At 71.2% G+C, this 19,005-nt stretch carries 17 protein-coding genes; 14 read left to right on the top strand and 3 right to left on the bottom strand.

Features of this window, described 5'->3' with window-relative positions; all coding sequences use genetic code 11:
* The 9 genes from I5E_RS26090 to I5E_RS18580 all read left to right on the top strand — a co-directional run.
* Positions 1 to 736, top strand: a 736-nt coding sequence (locus I5E_RS26090; protein WP_222836490.1) for a lamin tail domain-containing protein, incomplete at its 5' end; no start/stop codon positions are given.
* The gene (locus I5E_RS23920; protein ID WP_049973555.1) at positions 663 to 2,186 is read left to right on the top strand and encodes an esterase-like activity of phytase family protein; all 1,524 of its coding nucleotides are present in this window, start codon (positions 663 to 665) and stop codon (positions 2,184 to 2,186) included. The genes I5E_RS26090 and I5E_RS23920, both read left to right, overlap by 74 nt.
* Before the next feature lie 335 nt (positions 2,187 to 2,521).
* Complete coding sequence (locus I5E_RS18610; RefSeq protein ID WP_187290548.1) at positions 2,522 to 2,980, top strand: DUF805 domain-containing protein; 459 nt, start codon at positions 2,522 to 2,524, stop codon at positions 2,978 to 2,980.
* Between the two features lie 179 nt (positions 2,981 to 3,159).
* Positions 3,160 to 3,999: a PhzF family phenazine biosynthesis protein gene (locus I5E_RS18605; RefSeq protein WP_022908318.1), complete on the top strand. Its 840-nt coding sequence runs from the start codon at positions 3,160 to 3,162 to the stop codon at positions 3,997 to 3,999.
* 121 nt (positions 4,000 to 4,120) lie between these two features.
* Positions 4,121 to 5,482, top strand: a complete 1,362-nt coding sequence (locus I5E_RS18600; protein WP_022908317.1) for an extracellular solute-binding protein — start codon at positions 4,121 to 4,123, stop codon at positions 5,480 to 5,482.
* A 110-nt stretch (positions 5,483 to 5,592) separates the two neighbouring features.
* Positions 5,593 to 6,543 (top strand): carbohydrate ABC transporter permease, encoded by a 951-nt coding sequence (locus I5E_RS18595; RefSeq protein WP_022908316.1) that lies wholly within the window; start codon positions 5,593 to 5,595, stop codon positions 6,541 to 6,543.
* A gap of 2 nt (positions 6,544 to 6,545) precedes the next feature.
* Positions 6,546 to 7,445, top strand: a complete 900-nt coding sequence (locus I5E_RS18590) for a carbohydrate ABC transporter permease (RefSeq protein WP_022908315.1) — start codon at positions 6,546 to 6,548, stop codon at positions 7,443 to 7,445.
* Positions 7,446 to 7,523: 78 nt separating this feature from the next.
* Entirely contained in the window at positions 7,524 to 10,634 is a 3,111-nt protein-coding gene (locus I5E_RS18585; RefSeq protein WP_022908314.1) for an alpha-mannosidase, read from the top strand.
* A gap of 567 nt (positions 10,635 to 11,201) precedes the next feature.
* Complete coding sequence (locus I5E_RS18580; protein ID WP_148287048.1) at positions 11,202 to 11,894, top strand: hypothetical protein; 693 nt, start codon at positions 11,202 to 11,204, stop codon at positions 11,892 to 11,894.
* Between the two features lie 154 nt (positions 11,895 to 12,048).
* Here I5E_RS18580 and I5E_RS18575 read toward each other — a convergent pair whose 3' ends face one another.
* Complete coding sequence (locus I5E_RS18575; RefSeq protein ID WP_022908313.1) at positions 12,049 to 12,486, bottom strand: YdeI/OmpD-associated family protein; 438 nt, start codon at positions 12,484 to 12,486, stop codon at positions 12,049 to 12,051.
* Between the two features lie 180 nt (positions 12,487 to 12,666).
* Here I5E_RS18575 and I5E_RS18570 point away from each other — a divergent pair, with 180 nt between their 5' ends.
* The 4 genes from I5E_RS18570 to I5E_RS18555 are packed head-to-tail and all read left to right on the top strand — an operon-like array spanning position 12,667 to position 16,764.
* Positions 12,667 to 13,809, top strand: a complete 1,143-nt coding sequence (locus I5E_RS18570; RefSeq protein ID WP_022908312.1) for an ABC transporter substrate-binding protein — start codon at positions 12,667 to 12,669, stop codon at positions 13,807 to 13,809.
* Between the two features lie 5 nt (positions 13,810 to 13,814).
* Positions 13,815 to 14,831: an ABC transporter permease gene (locus tag I5E_RS18565; protein ID WP_083858055.1), complete on the top strand. Its 1,017-nt coding sequence runs from the start codon at positions 13,815 to 13,817 to the stop codon at positions 14,829 to 14,831.
* Complete coding sequence (locus tag I5E_RS18560; RefSeq protein WP_022908310.1) at positions 14,828 to 15,697, top strand: ABC transporter permease; 870 nt, start codon at positions 14,828 to 14,830, stop codon at positions 15,695 to 15,697. The genes I5E_RS18565 and I5E_RS18560 overlap by 4 nt, the downstream gene beginning before the upstream one ends.
* The gene (locus tag I5E_RS18555; RefSeq protein WP_022908309.1) at positions 15,694 to 16,764 is read left to right on the top strand and encodes an ABC transporter ATP-binding protein; all 1,071 of its coding nucleotides are present in this window, start codon (positions 15,694 to 15,696) and stop codon (positions 16,762 to 16,764) included. Before I5E_RS18560 ends, I5E_RS18555 begins: the two co-directional genes overlap by 4 nt.
* A gap of 181 nt (positions 16,765 to 16,945) precedes the next feature.
* On the opposite strand, the gene I5E_RS18550 is transcribed toward I5E_RS18555, so the two are convergent.
* Positions 16,946 to 17,425 (bottom strand): NUDIX hydrolase, encoded by a 480-nt coding sequence (locus I5E_RS18550; protein ID WP_022908308.1) that lies wholly within the window; start codon positions 17,423 to 17,425, stop codon positions 16,946 to 16,948.
* Between the two features lie 61 nt (positions 17,426 to 17,486).
* Here I5E_RS18550 and nagB point away from each other — a divergent pair, with 61 nt between their 5' ends.
* Positions 17,487 to 18,272 carry a glucosamine-6-phosphate deaminase gene (gene nagB, locus I5E_RS18545; protein ID WP_022908307.1) on the top strand — a complete coding sequence of 262 codons (786 nt, stop codon included), beginning with the start codon at positions 17,487 to 17,489 and terminating at the stop codon, positions 18,270 to 18,272.
* A gap of 9 nt (positions 18,273 to 18,281) precedes the next feature.
* Here the strand turns inward: nagB and I5E_RS18540 are convergent.
* A partial coding sequence (locus I5E_RS18540) for an aminotransferase class I/II-fold pyridoxal phosphate-dependent enzyme (RefSeq protein ID WP_022908306.1) occupies positions 18,282 to 19,005 on the bottom strand: 724 nt, incomplete at its 5' end.

Below are 19,005 nucleotides of genomic sequence, written 5' to 3'. Positions count from 1 at the left end.
GTTCCTCGACGATGACAGCTCCCACGAGGCGTACGTCCTGCCGACCGGCTCGACCATCGCCGCGGGCGGGTACTTCGTCATCGACCAGCTGTCCGCGACCGCTCCCGGCTTCGACTTCGGGCTCGGCGGCGCCGACACCGTCAGGGTCTACGACCCGGCGGGCGACCTGGTGCTCCGGTACGCGTGGACGGCGCACGCGGCGGTCACGTACGGGCGCTGCCCGGACGGCACCGGTGCCCTCATGGACACGACCGCGTCGACGAAGGGCGCGGCGAACGACTGCTCCTCGCCGGTGCGCATCAACGAGGTGGAGTCCGACGGCGGCACCCCGGGTGACTGGGTGGAGCTGACGAACACCGGGACGACGACCGTCGACCTCGGCGGGTACGTGTTCTCGGACAGTGACGACGCGCACGTGTACGCGATCCCGTCCGGCACGACCGTCGCTCCCGGTGGCTTCACGGTGCTCGACGAGCAGGACTTCGGGTTCGGGCTCGGCAAGGCGGACTCGGCACGGCTCCTCGACCCACGGGGGGACCCTCGTCGACTCGTACTCGTGGACGGCGCACGCCGCGACGACGTACGGCCGGAACCCCGACGGCACCGGGGCGTTCGCCGAGACGGCCGCACCGACCAAGGGTGCCGCCAACCGGTTCGCCGGCGTGGTCACCGCCGAGGCGTGGCCCGGCGGTCCGGACGAGCGGGTGCTCGACGACGAGGACACCTTCACCGGTGACCTGAGCGGCATCGACTGGACGCCGTCGGCATCGGCGTCGACTCCGGCGTCGGCCGCGGGGCAGCTCTGGGCGGTGCAGAACGGCGACGGGCTGCTCTACCACCTCACGTCGGACGGGGCGGGCGGCTGGGCGCCGACGAACGCGGCCGGGACCGAGCTCCACTACGCCGACGGCTCCGGGACGCCGGACGCCGAGGGCGTGACCGTCACCTCCGACGACCCCGGTGCCGTGTACGTCTCGACCGAGCGGAACAACGACGTGTCCGCGACCAGCCGTCCCGCGGTGCTGCGCTTCGCGACCACCGACGGCTCCCAGACGACGCTGAACGCGACCGACGAGTGGAACCTCGCGGCGGACTTCCCCGGGCTCGGGGCGAACGCGGGCCTCGAGGGCGTCACCTGGATCCCGGACTCGTGGCTCACCGCACACGGCTTCGCGGACGAGCACACCGGCGCCGCGTACTCGCCGGCGACCTACGCCGGACACGGCGACGGGCTGTTCTTCGTCGGCGTCGAGGGCACCGCGAGCGTGTACGCGTACGCCCTGATGTCCGACGGCGGGTTCCAGCGGGTGGCGACGATCGCGACGCCGTTCTCCGTCGTCGCCGACGTGCAGTTCGACCCGACGCTCGACGCGCTCTGGGTGGTGTGCGACGACGCCTGCTCCGGCCGGACGGCACTGTACGAGGTGACCGACGGGGCCTTCGCCGCCACGACCGTGTACGAGGCGCCGACGAACGCGGACCGGACGCTGGCGAACGAGGGCTTCGCGATCTCGGGCGTCTGCACCGAGGGTGCGCGGGCGACGTTCTACGCGGACGACAACGACACGGACGGGTTCTCGCTCCGGACCGGCACCTACCCGTGCGACTCGTCGACTCCGGGTGACGGCGGGACGACGCCGACGCCGACTCCGACGCCCACGCCGGGCGGCGGGTCGACGCCAGCGCCGGGTGACACCGCGCCGGGTGACACCGCGCCGGGTGGGTCGGCCCCCGGGTCGAGCACGTCGCCCTCGGGATCGCCCGTCGCGCCCTCCGAGGCGTCCCTGACCCAGGCGAACCGCGGCTCGCTCACCGCCCCGGCCACCGCGCGCCCCGGCGACACCATCACGGTCGGCGTCGGCACCCGGTACGCCGGGCAGCAGGTGCACGTCTGGATGTTCTCCACGCCGACGTTCCTCGGCACCGCCACGGTCGCAGCGGACGGCACGGTCACGGCGACCATCCCCGCCGACGCCCCCGCGGGGCAACACCGCATCGTGGTGACCGCCGAGGACGGCACGGTGCTCGGCTGGACGACGATCACGATCGACCCGGTCACCGGTGCGCTCGCGTTCACCGGTGCCGAGGGTCTCGGAGTCGCCGCGCTCGCCGCGTTCCTGCTGCTCGTCGCCGGTGCGGGCGTGCTCGTGCTCCGTCGACGCCGGGGGACCCCCGCCTCGGAGTGATCCGGTGAGCAGGAATGGTCGGGTTCGTGGCGCGGACCCGACCGTTCCTGCTCACGAACGCACGCCAGCGTCGCCTGACACCGGGCAGCGCTCGCTGCGCGGGCGACCTGCGCGGGCGACCTGCGTGGGCGACCTGCGTGGGGGCCTGTGGTGAGGTGTTGCGACATCGTGGTCGTCGTACGACAGCGACGATGTCGCCCGGGGTTCGCACCCGCCGCTTCGGGGGACGCCCGACGCGAGCAGCGCTCAGGTGTCCTCGATAGGCAGGACGTGTGCAGACCGAGCCTCGAGCAACCCAACCCCCGGTCGGCGTGCCGTGGCACGGTGCGACCTTCGTGTCGGCGTTCCCACGGTTCTTCCGCGGCTACGCCGTGTTCCGGGGGCGCGCCGCACGACCGGAGTTCTGGTGGTGGGCGCTGTGGTCGTTCCTCATCGTCCAGGCCCTGCAGATCCCTTGGGCAATCGGCATCGTGACGTGGCGACCGGGCCCGGTGAGTGCAGCCGACTCGGCGATGCTCGACGACGCGATGCGCTCGTTCAACCCGTTCCCGGTGTGGGGGTACCTGCTGGGTTCCCTCCCACCGATCGCGCAGATCGGCATCGGGCTCTACGGCGTCGTCCTGCTCGTCATCGCGCTGCCCTGGATCGCGATCGCGGTCCGGCGCCTGCACGACTCGGGCCGTTCGGGGTGGTGGGTGCTGCTCTACCTGGTGCCGATCGGCAACATCGTGCTGCTGGTGCTCCTGGCGCAGCCGTCCGACCAACGCGGGGCGCGGTTCGACCGACCGGCCTGACCGGGGTCCGCAGGCCGCACGACGCCGGGGGACCCCCGCCTCGGAGTGATCCGGTGAGCAGGAATGGTCGGGTTCGTGGTGCGGACCCGACCGTTCCTGCTCACGAACGCGCGCCAGCGGCCCGCGCACCAGCGGCCCACGCGCCGGCGAGGCCAAGCGCCCGGCGGTACCGTCGGAGGGTGCGCACCGAGATCCTCCGTTACACCGCCTTCGCCGCCGAGCCCGGGGGCGGCAACCCCGCCGGCATCGTCCTGGACGCGTCCGGCCTGTCCGACGACGACATGCTCGCGATCGCGCAGGAGGTCGGCTACCCCGAGACCGCCTTCGTCACCGGGCGCACCGAGGCGGGCGCCCACGTGCGGTACTTCTCGCCGGCGGCCGAGGTCCCGTTCTGCGGTCACGCGACCATCGCCACCGCGGTCGTGCTCGCCGAGCGCGAGGGTCTCGGATGCCGGGTCTTCACGACCGCCGCGGGCGAGATCGCCCTCGACGCCACGGCCGCCCCGGACGGCAGCGTCCAGGTCGCCATGACGAGTGTCCCTCCCGAGTCCCGTCCGCTCGATCCCGACCTGCGCGATCGGCTGTTCGCCCTGCTCGGCCTGACGATCGACGACGTCGCGCCGGACTTCCCGGTGCTCGAGTCCTTCGCGGGGAACTGGCACCCGGTGATCGTCCTCGCCGACGTGGAGCTGTTCCACCAGTTCCGCTTCGCCCCGGAGCCCCTCGCGGCCCTGAAGCGCGAGGCGGGCTGGGCGGGGACGGTCACGGTGCTGCACCGGACGGGCGCGCTGGAGTACGAGGCGCGGAACCTCTTCCCGGCCGGTCGGATCACCGAGGACCCGGCGACGGGATCGGCGGCGGCGTCGACCGGCGCGTACCTCCGCGAGGTCGGCGCGGTCCAGCCCGACGACCGCGTGGTGATCCGACAGGGACGGCACGTCGGGCGGCCGAGCGTGCTGCTCGTCGACGTCCCGGCGACCGGCGGCATCACCGTGACCGGAGGCGCCACCCCGGTCTGAGCCGCGAGGGAGCGTGACCGAATCGACACGAACAGGCTCTTGACACGGATAAGTAAATACGGTGGAGTAATCCTGCGCGCGGGTGACGGAGCCCGCGAACATCCCGTGCAAAGGAGCACCGATGAAACGCCGCACCCGAATCATCGCCGGTCTCGCAGCCGTGGCAGTCGCCGCGGTCGGACTGGCGGGTTGTTCCAGCTCAGGGTCTGCCTCGAGCGACACCATCAAGATCGCCTACCAGAAGTTCGGCGCCTTCCAGCAGCTCGACGCCCAGATGAAGGTCGTCAAGAAGGAGTACGAGAAGGAGTACCCGGGCAAGAAGGTCACCCTCGTGCCGATCCAAGCGCAGGGCAACGACTACTACACGAAGCTCGCGCTCATGAACAAGGCGCCGGCCACCGCACCGGACGTCATGTACGAGGACACCTTCCTCATCAAGGCCGACGCCCAGGCCGGGTACCTCCTGCCGCTCGACGAGTACGTGGCCAAGTGGAAGGACTGGGACCAGTTCTACGACAACGCCAAGCAGGCCGGCGAGGGTGTCGACGGCAAGACCTACGGCGTCTCGATGGGCACTGACACCCGGGCCCTCTGGTACAACAAGGACATCTTCAAGAAGGTCGGCCTGCCGGTCCCGTGGCAGCCGAAGACCTGGGACGACGTCCTCGCCGCGGCGAAGACCATCAAGGAGAAGGACTCCGGCGTCATCCCGTTCAACATCTACTCGGGCAAGGCGCAGGGCGAGGCCTCGACCATGCAGGGCTTCGAGATGCTCCTGTACGGGGCGGACGGTTCCGGCAACACGCTCTACAAGGACAAGAAGTGGGTCACGGGCTCGAAGCAGTTCCAGGACTCGCTGCAGTTCGTGAAGGACGTCTACCAGGGCGGCCTCGGCCCGACACCGCAGCAGGCGCTCGACACGAACGTCGGCACGACCATCGCGCAGACGTGGCTGCCCCAGGGCAAGCTCGCGATCGACCTCGACGGCTCGTGGCAGTCCGGCACGTGGCTGAAGACCGGCACCGCGCCGTGGGCTGAGTGGAACGACGTGATGGGCCAGGCAGCGTTCCCGACGCAGAACGGTCAGGAGCCCGGCTACAACTCCATGTCGGGTGGTTGGACGCTCGCGATCGGCAAGAACTCGAAGGCCCCGCAGGCCGCGTTCGACTTCATCACGAAGTTCCTCGACAAGGACGGCTCGCTGAAGTACGACACCGAGAACAGCCAGATCGCCGTGCGCAAGGACGTCGCCGAGGACAGCGCCTACACCGACGCGAACCCCACGTTCAAGTTCTTCTCCGGGCTGGTGGAACACACCAACTTCCGCCCGGCGACGAGCGACTACTCGCAGGTCTCGAACGCGATCCAGGTCGCGATGGAGTCGGTCATGACCGGGCAGCAGACACCGAAGCAGGCGGCTGCCGCGTACGACACGGCCGTCGAACAGGTCGTCGGCAAGGACAACACCGTCTCCGCCGGTTGACGCTCGTCACCACCTGACGGACTGGAGGCGCGGCTCGCGTCGTGCGCCGCGCCTCCCGTCCGTCGCCACCCACCTTCGGAACCCTCTCCGCACCCGGAAGGCAACCAACCGTGTCCAGCACCCCCCTCGCGCCGACCCTGTCGGCGCCCGGTGCGCCGAAGCGCACCGATCCGCCGGTCCCGCGCAAGCGGAAGCCGCTGCGGAACGTCGGACGGGCCGTCCCCCTCCTGCCCGCCGTCGTCCTCCTCGTCATCTTCCTGCTCGGCCCCGTCATCTCGTCGTTCTACGGGTCGTTCACCAACTCCGCCCTCACCGGCGTCGGTGCCTCCGACCAGCAGTTCGTCGGGCTGAAGAACTACGTCGAGCTCTTCCAGGACCCGGACTTCCCGAAGTCCGTCATCCTCACCATCGTCTTCCTGCTCGCCTCCGCCGTCGTCGGCCAGAACGTGCTCGGTCTCGGGCTGGCCCTCCTCATGCGGAGCGCCAACAAGGTCATCCGGTCCATCGTCGGCACGTTCGTCGTCGCCGCGTGGGTGCTCCCCGAGATCGTCGCGTCGTTCGCCGCGTACGCGTTCTTCAACGACGAGGGCACGCTCAACGAGTTCCTGAAGACCATCGGGATCACCGGGCCGAACTGGCTGTACACGTACCCGATGCTCGCGGTCATCCTCGCGAACATCTGGCGCGGGACGGCGTTCTCGATGCTCGTCTACTCCGCCGCCGTGCAGGAGGTCCCCGAGGAGATCACCGAGTCCGCCGAGGTCGACGGTGCCGCCGGCTGGCAGCGCCTCGTGTACATCACGCTCCCGGTCATCCGGCGGTCGATCTCGACGAACCTCATGCTGACGACGCTGCAGACGCTGTCGGTGTTCACGCTCATCTTCGTGATGACCGGCGGCGGCCCCGGCACGAACTCGTCGACGCTGCCGATCCTGGCGTACCAGGAGGCGTTCAAGTTCTCGCAGCTCGGCTTCGGGACGGCGATCGCCACGATCCTGCTCATCGTGGGCGCGGTCTTCTCGATCATCTACATCAAGGCACTGAAGCCGGAGGTGGACTGACCATGGCCCTCACCGCTGACCGTCCGGTCTCGAACGCCACCCGCGCGGTGACCGCCCCCGGTGCGCTGCACATGACCTCGCCGCGCGGCCGCACGATGCGCTGGGTGTCGAACGTCGTGCTGCTCGTCATCGCCGTGTGCTTCGCCGTGCCGCTGCTCTGGCTCGTGCTCGCCTCGCTCGACACGCAGGCGTCGCTGTCCGTGAAGATGCCGACGCAGTTCACGCTCGACAACTTCGCGAAGGTGCTCACACCGGACCTGTCGTTCATCCCGCTCGGGAACAGCCTGCTGCTCTCGGGCGGCACGGCGGTCGTCACGGTCGTCGTCGCGATCCTCGCCGCCTACCCGCTGTCCCGGTACAAGATGCGGGTGAACAAGCCGTTCCTCTACAGCATCCTGTTCGGCACCGGCCTGCCGATCACCGCGATGATGGTCCCCGTCTACGCGCTGTTCGTGTCGCTGAACCTCATCGACAACGTGTGGGGCTGCATCTTCTTCCTCGCCGCGACCAGCCTGCCGATGGCCATCTGGATGGCGAAGAACTTCATGGACTCGGTGCCGATCTCGCTCGAGGAGGCGGCGTGGACCGACGGCGCCTCGATGCTCACCACGCTGTGGCGGATCGTCATCCCGCTCATGCGCCCGGGCATCGCCGTGGTGTTCATCTTCGTGTTCATCCAGGCCTGGGGGAACTTCTTCGTCCCCTTCGTGCTGCTCCTCTCGCCCGACAAGGTGCCCGCCGCGGTGAGCATCTTCAACTTCTTCGGCCAGAACGGCGCCGTCGCCTACGGGCAGCTCGCCGCGTTCTCGATCGTGTACTCCGTACCGGTCATCGCCCTCTACGTCCTCGTGTCCCGGGGCCTCGGCGGCGGCAACGCCCTCGCCGGTGGCATCAAGGGCTGACACACCCGTCCGCGGGCCGCGCCGTCGGCCCCTCGCCGGGCCGCGCCGCCGGCCCACCTGCTGGGAAGGAATCCCTCCATGCACTCCGACGAACCGCTCGTCCACGCCCGGATCGCCCGACTGGTCCGCGACCGCATCGACCCCGCCGTGCACCGCCGCTCGGCCCCGGTCACGATCGACGCCTGGCAGGTGCCGGACGAACCGGTGCCCTTCGCCACCGCCGTCGCCGCCGACTACACGCCGTTCGACGGCGGCGCCTGGGGCGGGAAGCCCTGGGGCACGACGTGGTTCCGGATCCGCGGCACCGTCCCGGCCGACTTCGGCACCGCGCCCGGCACCACCGCCGAGCTCCTCGTCGACCTCGGCTTCACCAAGCGCAACCCCGGCTTCCAGGCCGAGGGGCTCGCATGGCGTCCGGACGGCACGACGATCAAGGGCATCGAGCCGCACAACGACACCGTGCCGCTCGAGGTCGGGCCCGGCGAGTCCTTCGAGCTCTACGTCGAGGCCGCCGCCAACCCCGACATCGGCGGCGACTCGTTCCAGGGCGCGACGCCGCTCGGTTCGAAGTCCACCGCCGGATCGGACCCGATCTACCGGGTCCGCCGCATCGAACTCGTCGAGCGCGACGACACCGTGTGGGAACTCCAGCAGGACTTCTGGGTGCTCCGTGGCCTGATGGGGGAGCTCCCCACGGACGGCACGCGTGGCGCGGACCTGCTGCGCGGCCTCGAGCGTGCCGCCGACGCCCTCGACCCCGACGACGTCGCCGGCACCGCGGCCGACGCCCGGGCCGTGCTCGCGCCGCTGTTGGCCGTCGGGGCGTCCGGGTCCGCCGGTCGCGCCGTCGCGGTCGGCCACGCGCACATCGACTCGGCCTGGCTGTGGCCGGTGCGCGAGACGATCCGCAAGTGCGCCCGCACCTTCTCGAACGTGCTCGACCTGATGGACCGCGACCCGGACTTCACGTTCGCGTGCTCGTCCGCCCAGCAGTACGCCTGGATCCGTGACGGCTACCCGTCGATCTGGGCCCGCATCAAGCAGCGCGTCGCCGAGGGCCGGTGGATCCCGGTCGGCGGCATGTGGGTCGAGTCGGACACGAACCTCCCCGGCGGCGAGGCCCTCGCCCGGCAGTTCGTCGCCGGCAAGCGGTTCTTCCTCGAGGAGTTCGGCATCGACACCCCCGAGGCCTGGCTCCCGGACTCGTTCGGCTACTCGGGCGCGCTGCCCCAGATCGTCCGCGCCGCGGGCTCGAAGTGGTTCGTCACGCAGAAGCCCTCGTGGAACGAGACGAACGTCATCCCGCACACCTCCTTCCACTGGGAGGGCATCGACGGGTCCCGCGTCCTCACCCACCTGCCCCCGGCGGACACCTACAACTCGGACGTCTCGCCCGCCGACCTGCACCGCGGCGAGCGGCAGAACAAGGAGCGCGGCGTCGCCAACACGTCGATGCTCCTGTACGGCTTCGGCGACGGCGGTGGCGGCCCCACCCGCGAGATGGTCGCAGCGGCACGGCGCCAGCACGACCTCGACGGATCGCCCCGGGTCGACCTCGGCACCCCGGCGCAGGTCTTCGAGGAGATCGAGGCCACCCTGCCGACGCCGTCGGTGTGGTCCGGAGAGATGTACCTCGAGTTCCACCGCGGCACGTACACGTCGCAGATCCGGACGAAGCAGGGCAACCGGCGCTCCGAGCACCTGCTCCGCGAGGCCGAGCTCTGGGCGTCCACCGCGGCCGTCCGCCTCGGGCTCGACTACCCGTACGAGGAGCTCGAGGAGGCCTGGCACACGGTGCTGCTGCAGCAGTTCCACGACATCCTGCCGGGGTCCTCGATCGCCTGGGTCTACGAGAACGCGGAGGCGAACTACGCCGAGGTCGCCCGCGTCCTCGAGGGGCTGATCGGCAACGCCACGACGGCGCTCGCGAACGGCGGGGCCGCGGCGCTCGCCGGGGTCGGGGCGTCGTCGTCGACGGTGGCCGGCGGCGGCAGTGCGCTGCTCGACGCTCCGTCCGGCGCCGACGCCGTCGGCGGGAGCGGCTCGTCCGGGAACGTCGTGCGCTTCAACGCCTCGCCCGTCACCGCGGGGGACGCAACCGCCCTGGGTGGTTCGCTCGCCCCGGCACCGCGAGCCGTGCCTCCCGTCCGGAACGGCGACCACTTCGTCTTCGACACCGGCGTCGTCACGGCGACCGTCGACGCCGCCGGTCACGTCGTGTCGCTCGTCGACCACGCGACCGGACGCGATGCCGTCGCACCCGGTGCGGCGGCCGCCGAGTACACCGTGTTCCGCGACACCCCGAACCAGTGGGAGGCGTGGGACATCGACCGTGCCTACCAGCGCAACGGCACGGTGCTCGCGGCGTCCTCGGTCGAGGTCGACGGTTCGTCGCTCGTCGTGCAGCGGACCTTCGGGTCGTCGTCGATCACCACCCGGTACTCGGCGGTCGACGGCGAGGCCGAGCTGACCATCGAGACCGAGGTGGACTGGCACGAGCGGCAGAAGCTGCTCAAGCTCGCGTTCCCCCTCGACGTCCGTGCGTCGTCGGCCTCGAGCGAGATCCAGTTCGGGCACATCGACCGCCCGACGCACCAGAACACCTCGTGGGACATGGCCCGCTTCGAGACGAGCGCCCACCGCTGGGTGCACGTCGCCGAGCCGGGGTTCGGTGTCGCCGTCGCGAACGACTCCACCTACGGGCACGACATCACCCGGACCACCCGGGCCGACGGCGGGACCACGACGCTCGTCCGCGAGTCGCTGCTGCGCGCCCCGACGTTCCCGGACCCGCACGCCGACCAGGGGCACCACGTGTTCCGCACCGTGCTGCGGGTGGGCGCGTCGGTCCTCGACGCCGCCGACAGCGGCTACCGGCTCAACCTGCCGGTGCGCACGGTCGAGGGGACGACCACGGTCGACCCGCTCGTCACGGTGTCGTCGCCGCAGGTGTTCGTGGAGGCGGTGAAGCTCGCCGAGGACCGCTCCGGTGACGTCGTCGTGCGGCTCTACGAGGCGTCCGGAGGGCGGGCTGCCGACGTCGGCGTCGACTTCGGGTTCGACGTCGCCACGGTGACGGCGGTGGACCTGCTGGAACGTGGGCTGGGGGACTCGTGGGAGTCGGGGGAGCCGGTCGTGCTCACGCTCCGACCCTTCGAGATCGTCACCCTGCGGGTACGCCGGGCCTGAGGCAGCGGGGCCGGCGAGGGAGACCGCGGCGCCGGACGGGACTCGGGTGCGTCCCGTCCGGCGCCGTGCTGCGCTGGCGGGTGCTGGTACCCGGTCGTTCCGGGCGTAGGTGGTCGAATCGGGCGTACCTGGTCGAAAGTTCCGACCAGGTACGCCCGATTCCGTCAGGGATCGCGCCCGTCATGGGAAGGAACGTTCACTCCTCCACACCAGGGCGGGCCTGGAGGCGCGTCCACAGTTCACGACGCCGGCCTGCTGAGCGCGTGGCTGGTCGGGCATCGTCGCGTGCATGGACGAACCGCTGCCCATCCTCCGGGCCTCCACCACCCGCGAAGCCGGCCTCGACGCCAGCACCCTGCGCCGACGGACACGGCTGCGCGGCGCCGGTCGGCTCGTCCGTGCGGGGCCGAACGCCTTCGTCGACGGCGCAGCCTGGGACGCCGCCGGGCCCCGGCAGCGGTACGTCACTCGTGTGTTCGCGCGGCTCGGTCGGCTCGGCACGCGGGCGACCATCTCCCACGCGTTGCCGCCGCGGTGCACGGGCTGCCCTCGCTCGGCGGGTGGAGCATGCCCGTCCACGCGACCGTGCCGGAGTCGATGTACCGCGCCCGGACGTCGGAACTGGTCCTGCACACCCGTCCGGTGTCCGCCGCCGACCGGATCCGAGCGGGCGACCTCGCGATCACCACGGTCCCGCGGACCGTCATCGACATCGCGATGACGGACGACCTGCGGACCGGTGTCGTCGTGGCCGACGCGGCGCTCCGCAGCGGCATCGGGCGAGACGACCTCTGGCGAGCCGTGCACCCGAGCGCCCGGGGGCGGGCACGCGCCGCACAGGTCGTCGACCTCGCCGACGCACGATCGGGTTCGCCGGCGGAGTCCCTCGCGCGCGTGGTCTTCCGCGAGCTCGGGCTGCCCGTGCCCGTGCTGCAGCAGGAGTTCGTGGTCGGAGGTCGTCGGTTCGCCGTCGACTTCTGGTTCCCGGACGAGGGGGTCGTCATCGAGATCGACGGACGCGCCAAGTACACGCAAGAGCGGTACCTCGGCGGACGCGACCAGACCGAGGTGTTCCTGGACGAGAAACGTCGTCATGCCCGCCTGCTCACCGTGCCGGGCGTTCGAACGGTCCTCCGCGTCGAGTGGCGCGAGCTGTTCGACCTCGACGCACTGGCGGTCCGGTTCCGTGCCGCGGGTCTCCCGTGCGCGATCCGACCGGTGCGGAGCGCTCGACACCCCGCGCCCACACCGAACCGGTGAGCCCGCTCGGTGTTCAACGCTGCTCGTTCTTTCCCAGAGCGTCCGCGATGCAAGGTGTTTCCGGGCGTACCTGCCCGAAACTTTCGACCAGGTACGCCCGAAACGAGCAAGTACGCCCGAAGCGACCAGGTACGCCCGGCGGCGCGCCCGAGGGTCAGGCGCGCAGGGCCTCGAGGGCCTTCTCGATCCGGCGCTGCCGGGTCTCCGGGGCCTTCGCCTGCTCGACCGGGTCGACGAGGGCCCGCTGCCGAGAGTTCGAGAGCGTGTCGAACGCGCCCCGGACTCCGGCCTCGTGCAGGGCCGTCGCCAGGTCCTCCGGCACCTCGATCACCCGCGGCTGCGCGTCGACCTCGATGGTGACCTCGACCGTGTCGCCGGCCGCGACCCCCGACGCGGCGCGGTGCTCCGCCGACAGCGGGACGAGGGACTGATCGGCCATCACGCCGATCGACGAACGGTACGTGTAGGCGCCGTTCAGGGTGACCACCACCGGTGGTCGGCGCCCCGCGCCCAGCGCCTCGACGACGTCGGACGGGACCGGCAGACCGGTCGCCGTCTTCCGCGCCTGCAGGACGGTCGTCGTGAACTGCATGCGTGCCTCCTGGACTGTGCCGGACCGGGCCGGCACCCTTGCCGACAGTCGAGACCGTACAGCCGCACCCGCTGTTCCGCCACCGTTCACCACGGCAGCACTGGTCGGAAACCGGCCGCGTCCACGATCGTCCAGGACCCGGATCCCGGGTCCGTCCCGATCACCCGAAAGGCACACCCCGTGCAGCACAAGCGCACCCTCGCCGGCATCGCCCTGGCCGCCGCCGCCATCGTCACCCTCGCCGGCTGCTCGGCCACGAGCTCGGCCAGCACCACCAAGGACGACACCGACTGGAAGACCGCCACGAGCGCCGAGTCCGCCGGGGGCATGGACGCCCTCGTGAAGGCCGCCAAGGCCGAGGGGCAGCTCAACGTCATCGCGCTGCCGCCGTCGTGGGCCAACTACGGCAAGATCATCGACGGTTTCACCAAGAAGTACGGCATCAAGATCAACTCCGCGAACCCGAACGGCTCGAGCGCCGACGAGGTCGCCGCCGTGAAGTCGCAGAAGGGCCAGTCGACCGCGCCCGACGTGCTCGACCTCGGCAACGCCGTGCTGCAGCAGAACCTCGACCTGCTCACCGACTACAAGGTCGCGAACTGGAGCGACATCCCCTCGAACCTCAAGGACGCGGACGGCGCCTGGACCCGCGACTACACCGGCCTGATGTCGATCGGCTACGACTCGTCGAAGATCACGGACGCCCCGAAGGACCTCGACGACCTGCTCGGCTCCGAGTACAAGGGCAAGGTCGCGATCTCGGGTGACCCGACGCAGGCGAACCAGGCCGCTTCGGCGGTGTACCTCGCGGCGCTCGAGAACGGCGGCTCGGCCGACGACATCACCAAGGGTGTCGAGTACTTCGGCAAGCTGAAGCAGGCCGGCAACTTCCAGAACGTGCTGCCGACGCAGGCGACGGTCGCCTCGGGTGAGACCCCCGTCGTCATCCAGTGGTCGTACAACAACCTCGCATGGGGCCCGGCCGCCGGTGCCTCCGGGAACAAGAACTGGAAGACCGTCGTCCCCGAGGGACAGGCCCTCGCCTCGTACTACTCGCAGGCGATCAACAAGGACGCCCCGCACCCGGCCGCCGCGCGCCTCTGGCAGGAGTACATCGCGAGCCCGGACGTGCAGAACCTGTACCTCCAGGCCGGAGCCTTCCCGTCCACCCTGGCCGCGCTCGAGAAGTCGGGCAAGGTCGACCAGGACGCCCTCGACGCCGCAGGTGGTGCGCCGAAGGACTCCGTCGAGCTGACCGACGAGCAGGCCACCGCCGCGGCCAAGGTGCTGTCGGCCAAGTGGGCCTCGACGATGGGCTCCTGAGCAGCATGACCACCGCATCGGCACCGGGCGCCGGTGGGAACCCGCTCGTCGGGGCACCCGGCCGTGGGACCGCTCCGGCACCCGTCCCTGCCGGACCCGCCGCGACGACCGCGGCCACCCCTCCGGCGACGACCGCCGATGCCACCGCCCGCCGCGCCGCCGGACCCCGTATCCGGCGCCGCGGCGGCGTCGCGTGGCTCGGCCTCACCCCGTTCGCCGTCTACGTCCTGCTGTTCCTCGCCGTCCCCGCGGTGATCGCGGTCGGCAGTGGCTTCTTCACGAGCAGCGGCGCGTTCACCTTCGCGAACCTCGCCGCGTTCGCCGACCCGTCGGTGCTCCGCGCCTTCGGGGGCTCGTTCGGTCTGTCCGCCGTGTCCGCCGTGATCGGCGCCGTCCTCGGAGCCGTCGTGTGCTGGGCGCTCGCCGCGCTCCGACCGGACGGTCTCGTCCGGTCGATGATCGACGCGGCCGCGAGCGTCCTCGCCCAGTTCGGCGGTGTCATGCTCGCGTTCGCGTTCATCGCCACGATCGGGGCGCAGGGACTCGTCACCACCTGGTTGGTCTCCGCCCTGCACATCGACCTCAACGCCGACGGCACCTTCCTGTACACGGTGCCCGGGCTCGTCATCCCCTACGTCTACTTCCAGGTGCCGCTGATGGTCCTCACGTTCATGCCGGCCCTCGAGGGCGTCAAGGCCCAGTGGGGCGAGGCAGCCGCCACCCTCGGGGCGTCGCGCGCGACCTACTGGCGACGGATCGCGCTGCCCGTGCTCGCGCCGGCGTTCTGGGGATCGCTGCTGCTCCTCTTCGCGAACGGGTTCTCGTCGTTCGCCACGGCTGCGGCGCTCATCTCCCAGGGCGGGATCGTGCCGTTGACGATCCGGACCCAGCTCACCAGCGAGACGATCATCGGGCTGCAGAACGTCGCCGGCGTGCTCGCCTTCGGCATGGTCGTCGTGATGGCCCTGGTGATGGGCGCCTACTCGCTGCTGCAGCGTCGCGCAGCGCGGTGGCAGCGATGAGCGCGGCCACCGGCGGGCGCACGGTCCGGCCGCGACGGACGGGAGGCGCGACCCGCGTCGGCCGCTTCGGCGCGGCCCCGTCGCGGGTCACCGCCGCGATCGTGCTCGTCGTGATCGGCCTCGTGTTCGCCGTCCCGCTCGTCGCCCTCGCGCAGTTCACCTTCCGCCAGGGGACCGACGGCAGCCTGACGCTCGCGCACTACACGGCACTCGTCGACCCGGTGAACGCGGCGACCTACCAGCCGGTGTTCGACGGGCTCGGCGCCTCGCTGCTCATCGCGCTCATCACCGTGGCGATCGTGCTGCTCGTGCTGCTGCCGGCCCAGATCATCACGGCCCTGCGGTACCCGAGGCTCCGCCGGGTCCTCGAGTTCGTGTGCATCGTGCCGATCACCGTACCCGTGGTCGTCCTCGTCGTCGGGTTCATCCCCGTGTACCAGGTCGTCGCGCAGGTCTTCGGCTCGGACGCGTGGACGCTGTCCTTCGCGATCGGCATCATCGCGCTGCCCTTCGCGTTCCGACCGATCGCCGCGGCCATCACCGCGATGGACATGTCGGTGCTCTCCGAGGCTGCCCGATCGCTCGGCGCCTCGTGGTGGACCGTGACGTGGCGGGTGCTCCTGCCGAACCTCCGTCGCGGCATCACGGCCGCCTGCTTCCTGACGATCACGGTCGTCCTCGGTGAGTACACCCTCGCCTCGTTCCTCTCCCGCACGACGTTCCAGACCGCGCTCCTGCTCGTGCAGTCGACCGACCCCTACGTCGCCGCGATCTTCTCGCTCGCCGCACTCGTCTTCGGATTCGTGCTGCTCGTCCTCATCGGCCGGGTCGGCTCCCGCCGCCGTGCCCCGAAGGAGTCCGCATGACCGTCACCGCCCCCGCCGCCCCGGCATCGCTCGCGACCGACGGCGCGATCGTCGAACTCGACGGCGTCGAGAAGCACTACGGCGCGCACCGTGCCCTCGCCGGGCTGTCGCTCCGTATCGAACCCGGTGAGTTCGTCTCGCTGCTCGGCCCGTCCGGGTGCGGCAAGACGACCGCGCTCCGGGCGCTCGCGGGCCTCGAGGGCATCGACGCCGGGTCGATCCGCATCGACGGTCAGGACGTCGCCGACACCCCGGTCAACAAGCGGGACATCGGCATGGTGTTCCAGCAGTACTCGCTGTTCCCGCACATGACGGTCCGGCAGAACGTGGCGTTCGGCCTCGAGATGCGCCGTGTGCCGGCCGCCGCCCGCCGCGAGCAGGTCATCGACGCGCTCGACATGGTGCACCTCGCCGAGTTCGCCGACCGGTACCCGCACCAGCTCTCCGGTGGGCAGCAGCAGCGCGTCGCCCTCGCCCGGGCACTCGTCACCCGGCCCCGCGTGCTCCTGCTCGACGAGCCGCTGTCGGCCCTCGACGCCAAGGTGCGGGTGTCCCTGCGCGACGAGATCCGGCGCATCCAGAGCGACCTCGGCATCACGACCGTGTTCGTCACCCACGACCAAGAGGAGGCGCTCGCCGTCTCGGACCGCATCGCGGTGATGAACGCCGGCGGCATCGAGCAGATCGGCACGCCGGAGGAGCTCTACCGCTCCCCGTCGTCGGCGTTCACGGCGGACTTCGTCGGGCAGTCGAACCGCCTCCGCGGCGACCTGCGCGGTGGGGACGTGTTCGTGTACGGGTTCCGTGTGCCGGCACTCGACGCCGCGGCACCGGACGGCCCGGTCCTCGCCTACGTCCGCCCGGAGGACGTCGCCTTCGCGTCGGAGGGCGTCACCGGCACGGTCGTCGCGTCCAGCTTCCTGGGGTCGATCCGACGGACGACGGTCCGGCTCGACGACGACACGGTCGTGACGGTGCAGCACGAGGTCGGGGACCGCCGCCTGGCCGGCGAGGCCGTCGCCGTGCGGCTGCTCGGCGCCCCTGTCGCGGTCGCCCCGCTCGCGTAGCACCGACGAGCCACGCCGCTCGCGGAGCGGCGACGGGCTGCCCCGGCGAGACCGAGTCTCGGCTGGGCGGACAGTTCCGCGACGCTCCGACCGCGAAACCGTCCGCCTGCGCGAGACTCGGCTGCGCACTTGCGGACGGGAGGCGCGGTGCGGGCTGGCACCGCGCCTCCTGTCCGAGCAGTCAGCGCTGGAAGCGCGTGGCCGGGTCGTCGGACAGGGCCGCGTCGATGCGTGCCCGCATGGTCGCGGGCATCTCGGGCAGGGCATCGAGCCGTGCCCAGAAGGCCTCGGTGTTCTCGCCGTCGGCGGGGAACGGGTCGCCGGACACGTACCGGCAGGCGAACACGAGGTCGAGGTACTGCGCCCGGTCACCGTTCGGGTAGGTCATCTCCGGCAGGACCTGCACCCACGCCAGGCGTTCGGCGACCGCGACGACGTCCGCCTCCTCGAGCACCTCGCGCTCCGCGGCGACGGCGGGCTCCTCACCCGGATCGACGATGCCGGTCACCGGCGTGACGGCGAGGTTGTCGGCCCGGCGGACGACGAGCAGCTCGCGATCAGTGCCCTCGCCGCGCGTCACGACGGCGGTGACCCCGGTGAGCCAGAGCGGGTCGTTCCCGATCTTCGAGCGGAGGGACAGGACGAAGTCAGGCGTGGGCATGCCGCCACGCTACCGACACCGCTCCCTGTCGCGGACTGGTCATGACCAGTAGGCTGTCACCGTGGAGATCATCATCCTGCCCACGCCGGCTGAGTTCGTTGGCGTCGCCGCGCCCAAGATTGCTTCCGTCGTCGCGAAGAAGCCGTCCGCCGTCATCGGAGTCGCCACCGGGTCCAGCCCGCAGGGCATCTACGCCGACCTGCGACGTCGCGTCGAGGCGGGGGAGATCTCGTTCGCCGAGGCCCGCGCCTTCGCGCTCGACGAGTACGTCGGCATCCCGCTCGAGCACCCCGAGTCCTACGCCTCGGTGATCCAGCGCGACGTCATCGACCCGCTCGGGTTCGAACCCTCCCGCGTCCGGGTCCCGGACGGTCGCGCCGACGACCTCGAGTTCGCGGCGAAGGAGTACGACGCCGCCATCCGGGCCGCCGGCGGGGTGGACGTGCAGATCCTCGGGATCGGCGCGAACGGGCACATCGGGTTCAACGAACCGACGTCCTCGTTCGCGTCCCGCACGCGCATCAAGACGCTCGCCCCGTCCACGCGTGAGGCGAACGCCCGGTTCTTCGACAGCCTCGACCAGGTCCCGACGCACTGCATGACGCAGGGGCTCGGCACCATCCTCGATGCTCGCGAGCTCGTCCTCGTCGCCCAGGGTTCGTCGAAGGCCGACGCCGTGGCCGCCGCGGTCGAGGGTCCGCTGTCGTCGTTCGTCCCGGGCTCGGCGCTGCAGCTGCACGAGCACGCGACCGTCGTCGTCGACGAGGAAGCCGCCGCGGGGCTCACGCTCGCCGACTACTACCGCTACACGTACGCGAACAAGCCGGCCTGGCAGCTGTTCGAGTGAGTCCCCGGCTCAGCCGCCCGTGCGCCGCGACCACGCGGTGTGCAGGCGGCTGAGTCCTTCGTCGAGGGTCTCGGCCGAGCACCCGAAGTTCAGTCGGGCGAAGCCGGCTCCCTGCCGACCGAAGTCCGGGCCGCTGCTGAGCGCCACCTTCGCCTCGTCGACGAGGTGTGCGGCGGGGTCGTCGCCCCACGGCAGCGCGCGCAGGTCGAGCCACGCCAGGTAGGAAGCCTGCGGCTGCCGGTAGCCGGCACCGGGCAGCACCGCACCGATGCGCTCGGCCAGGGTGCGGCGGTTCGCGGCGAGCTCGGTCAGCAGCGACGCGAGCCAGGGCCCGCCCTCGCTGAACGCCGCAACGCTCGCGGTGTACCCGAGGATCCCGGTGCGCTCCACCACCTCGGTCGGCATGCCGTCGAACCACGCTCGCGCCCGGTCCGAGGCACCGACCATGAGCGCGCACTTCGTCCCCGCGAGGTTCCAGGCCTTGCTCGCGCTGGTCAGCGCGACGCCGAGGTCGGCGGCCTCGGGGCACGAGTCGAGGAACGGCGTGAAGGTCGCATCCGCGTGCACGAGCGGTGCGTGGATCTCGTCGGAGACGACCACCGCGTCCCACTCGGCGGCGAGCCGGGCGAGGGCGGCCAGGTCGTCCCGGGTGTGCACCAGCCCGAGGGGGTTGTGCGGGTTGCACAGCAGCACCGTCCGGGCGCCGTCCGCGAACGCTCGGCGGAGCCGTCGA

It is taken from the genome of Curtobacterium sp. B18 (assembly GCF_000333375.1).
GTDB lineage: Bacteria > Actinomycetota > Actinomycetes > Actinomycetales > Microbacteriaceae > Curtobacterium.
Note: the sequence above shows the minus strand (reverse complement) of the source record. Positions and strands in the feature narration are given on the sequence as shown.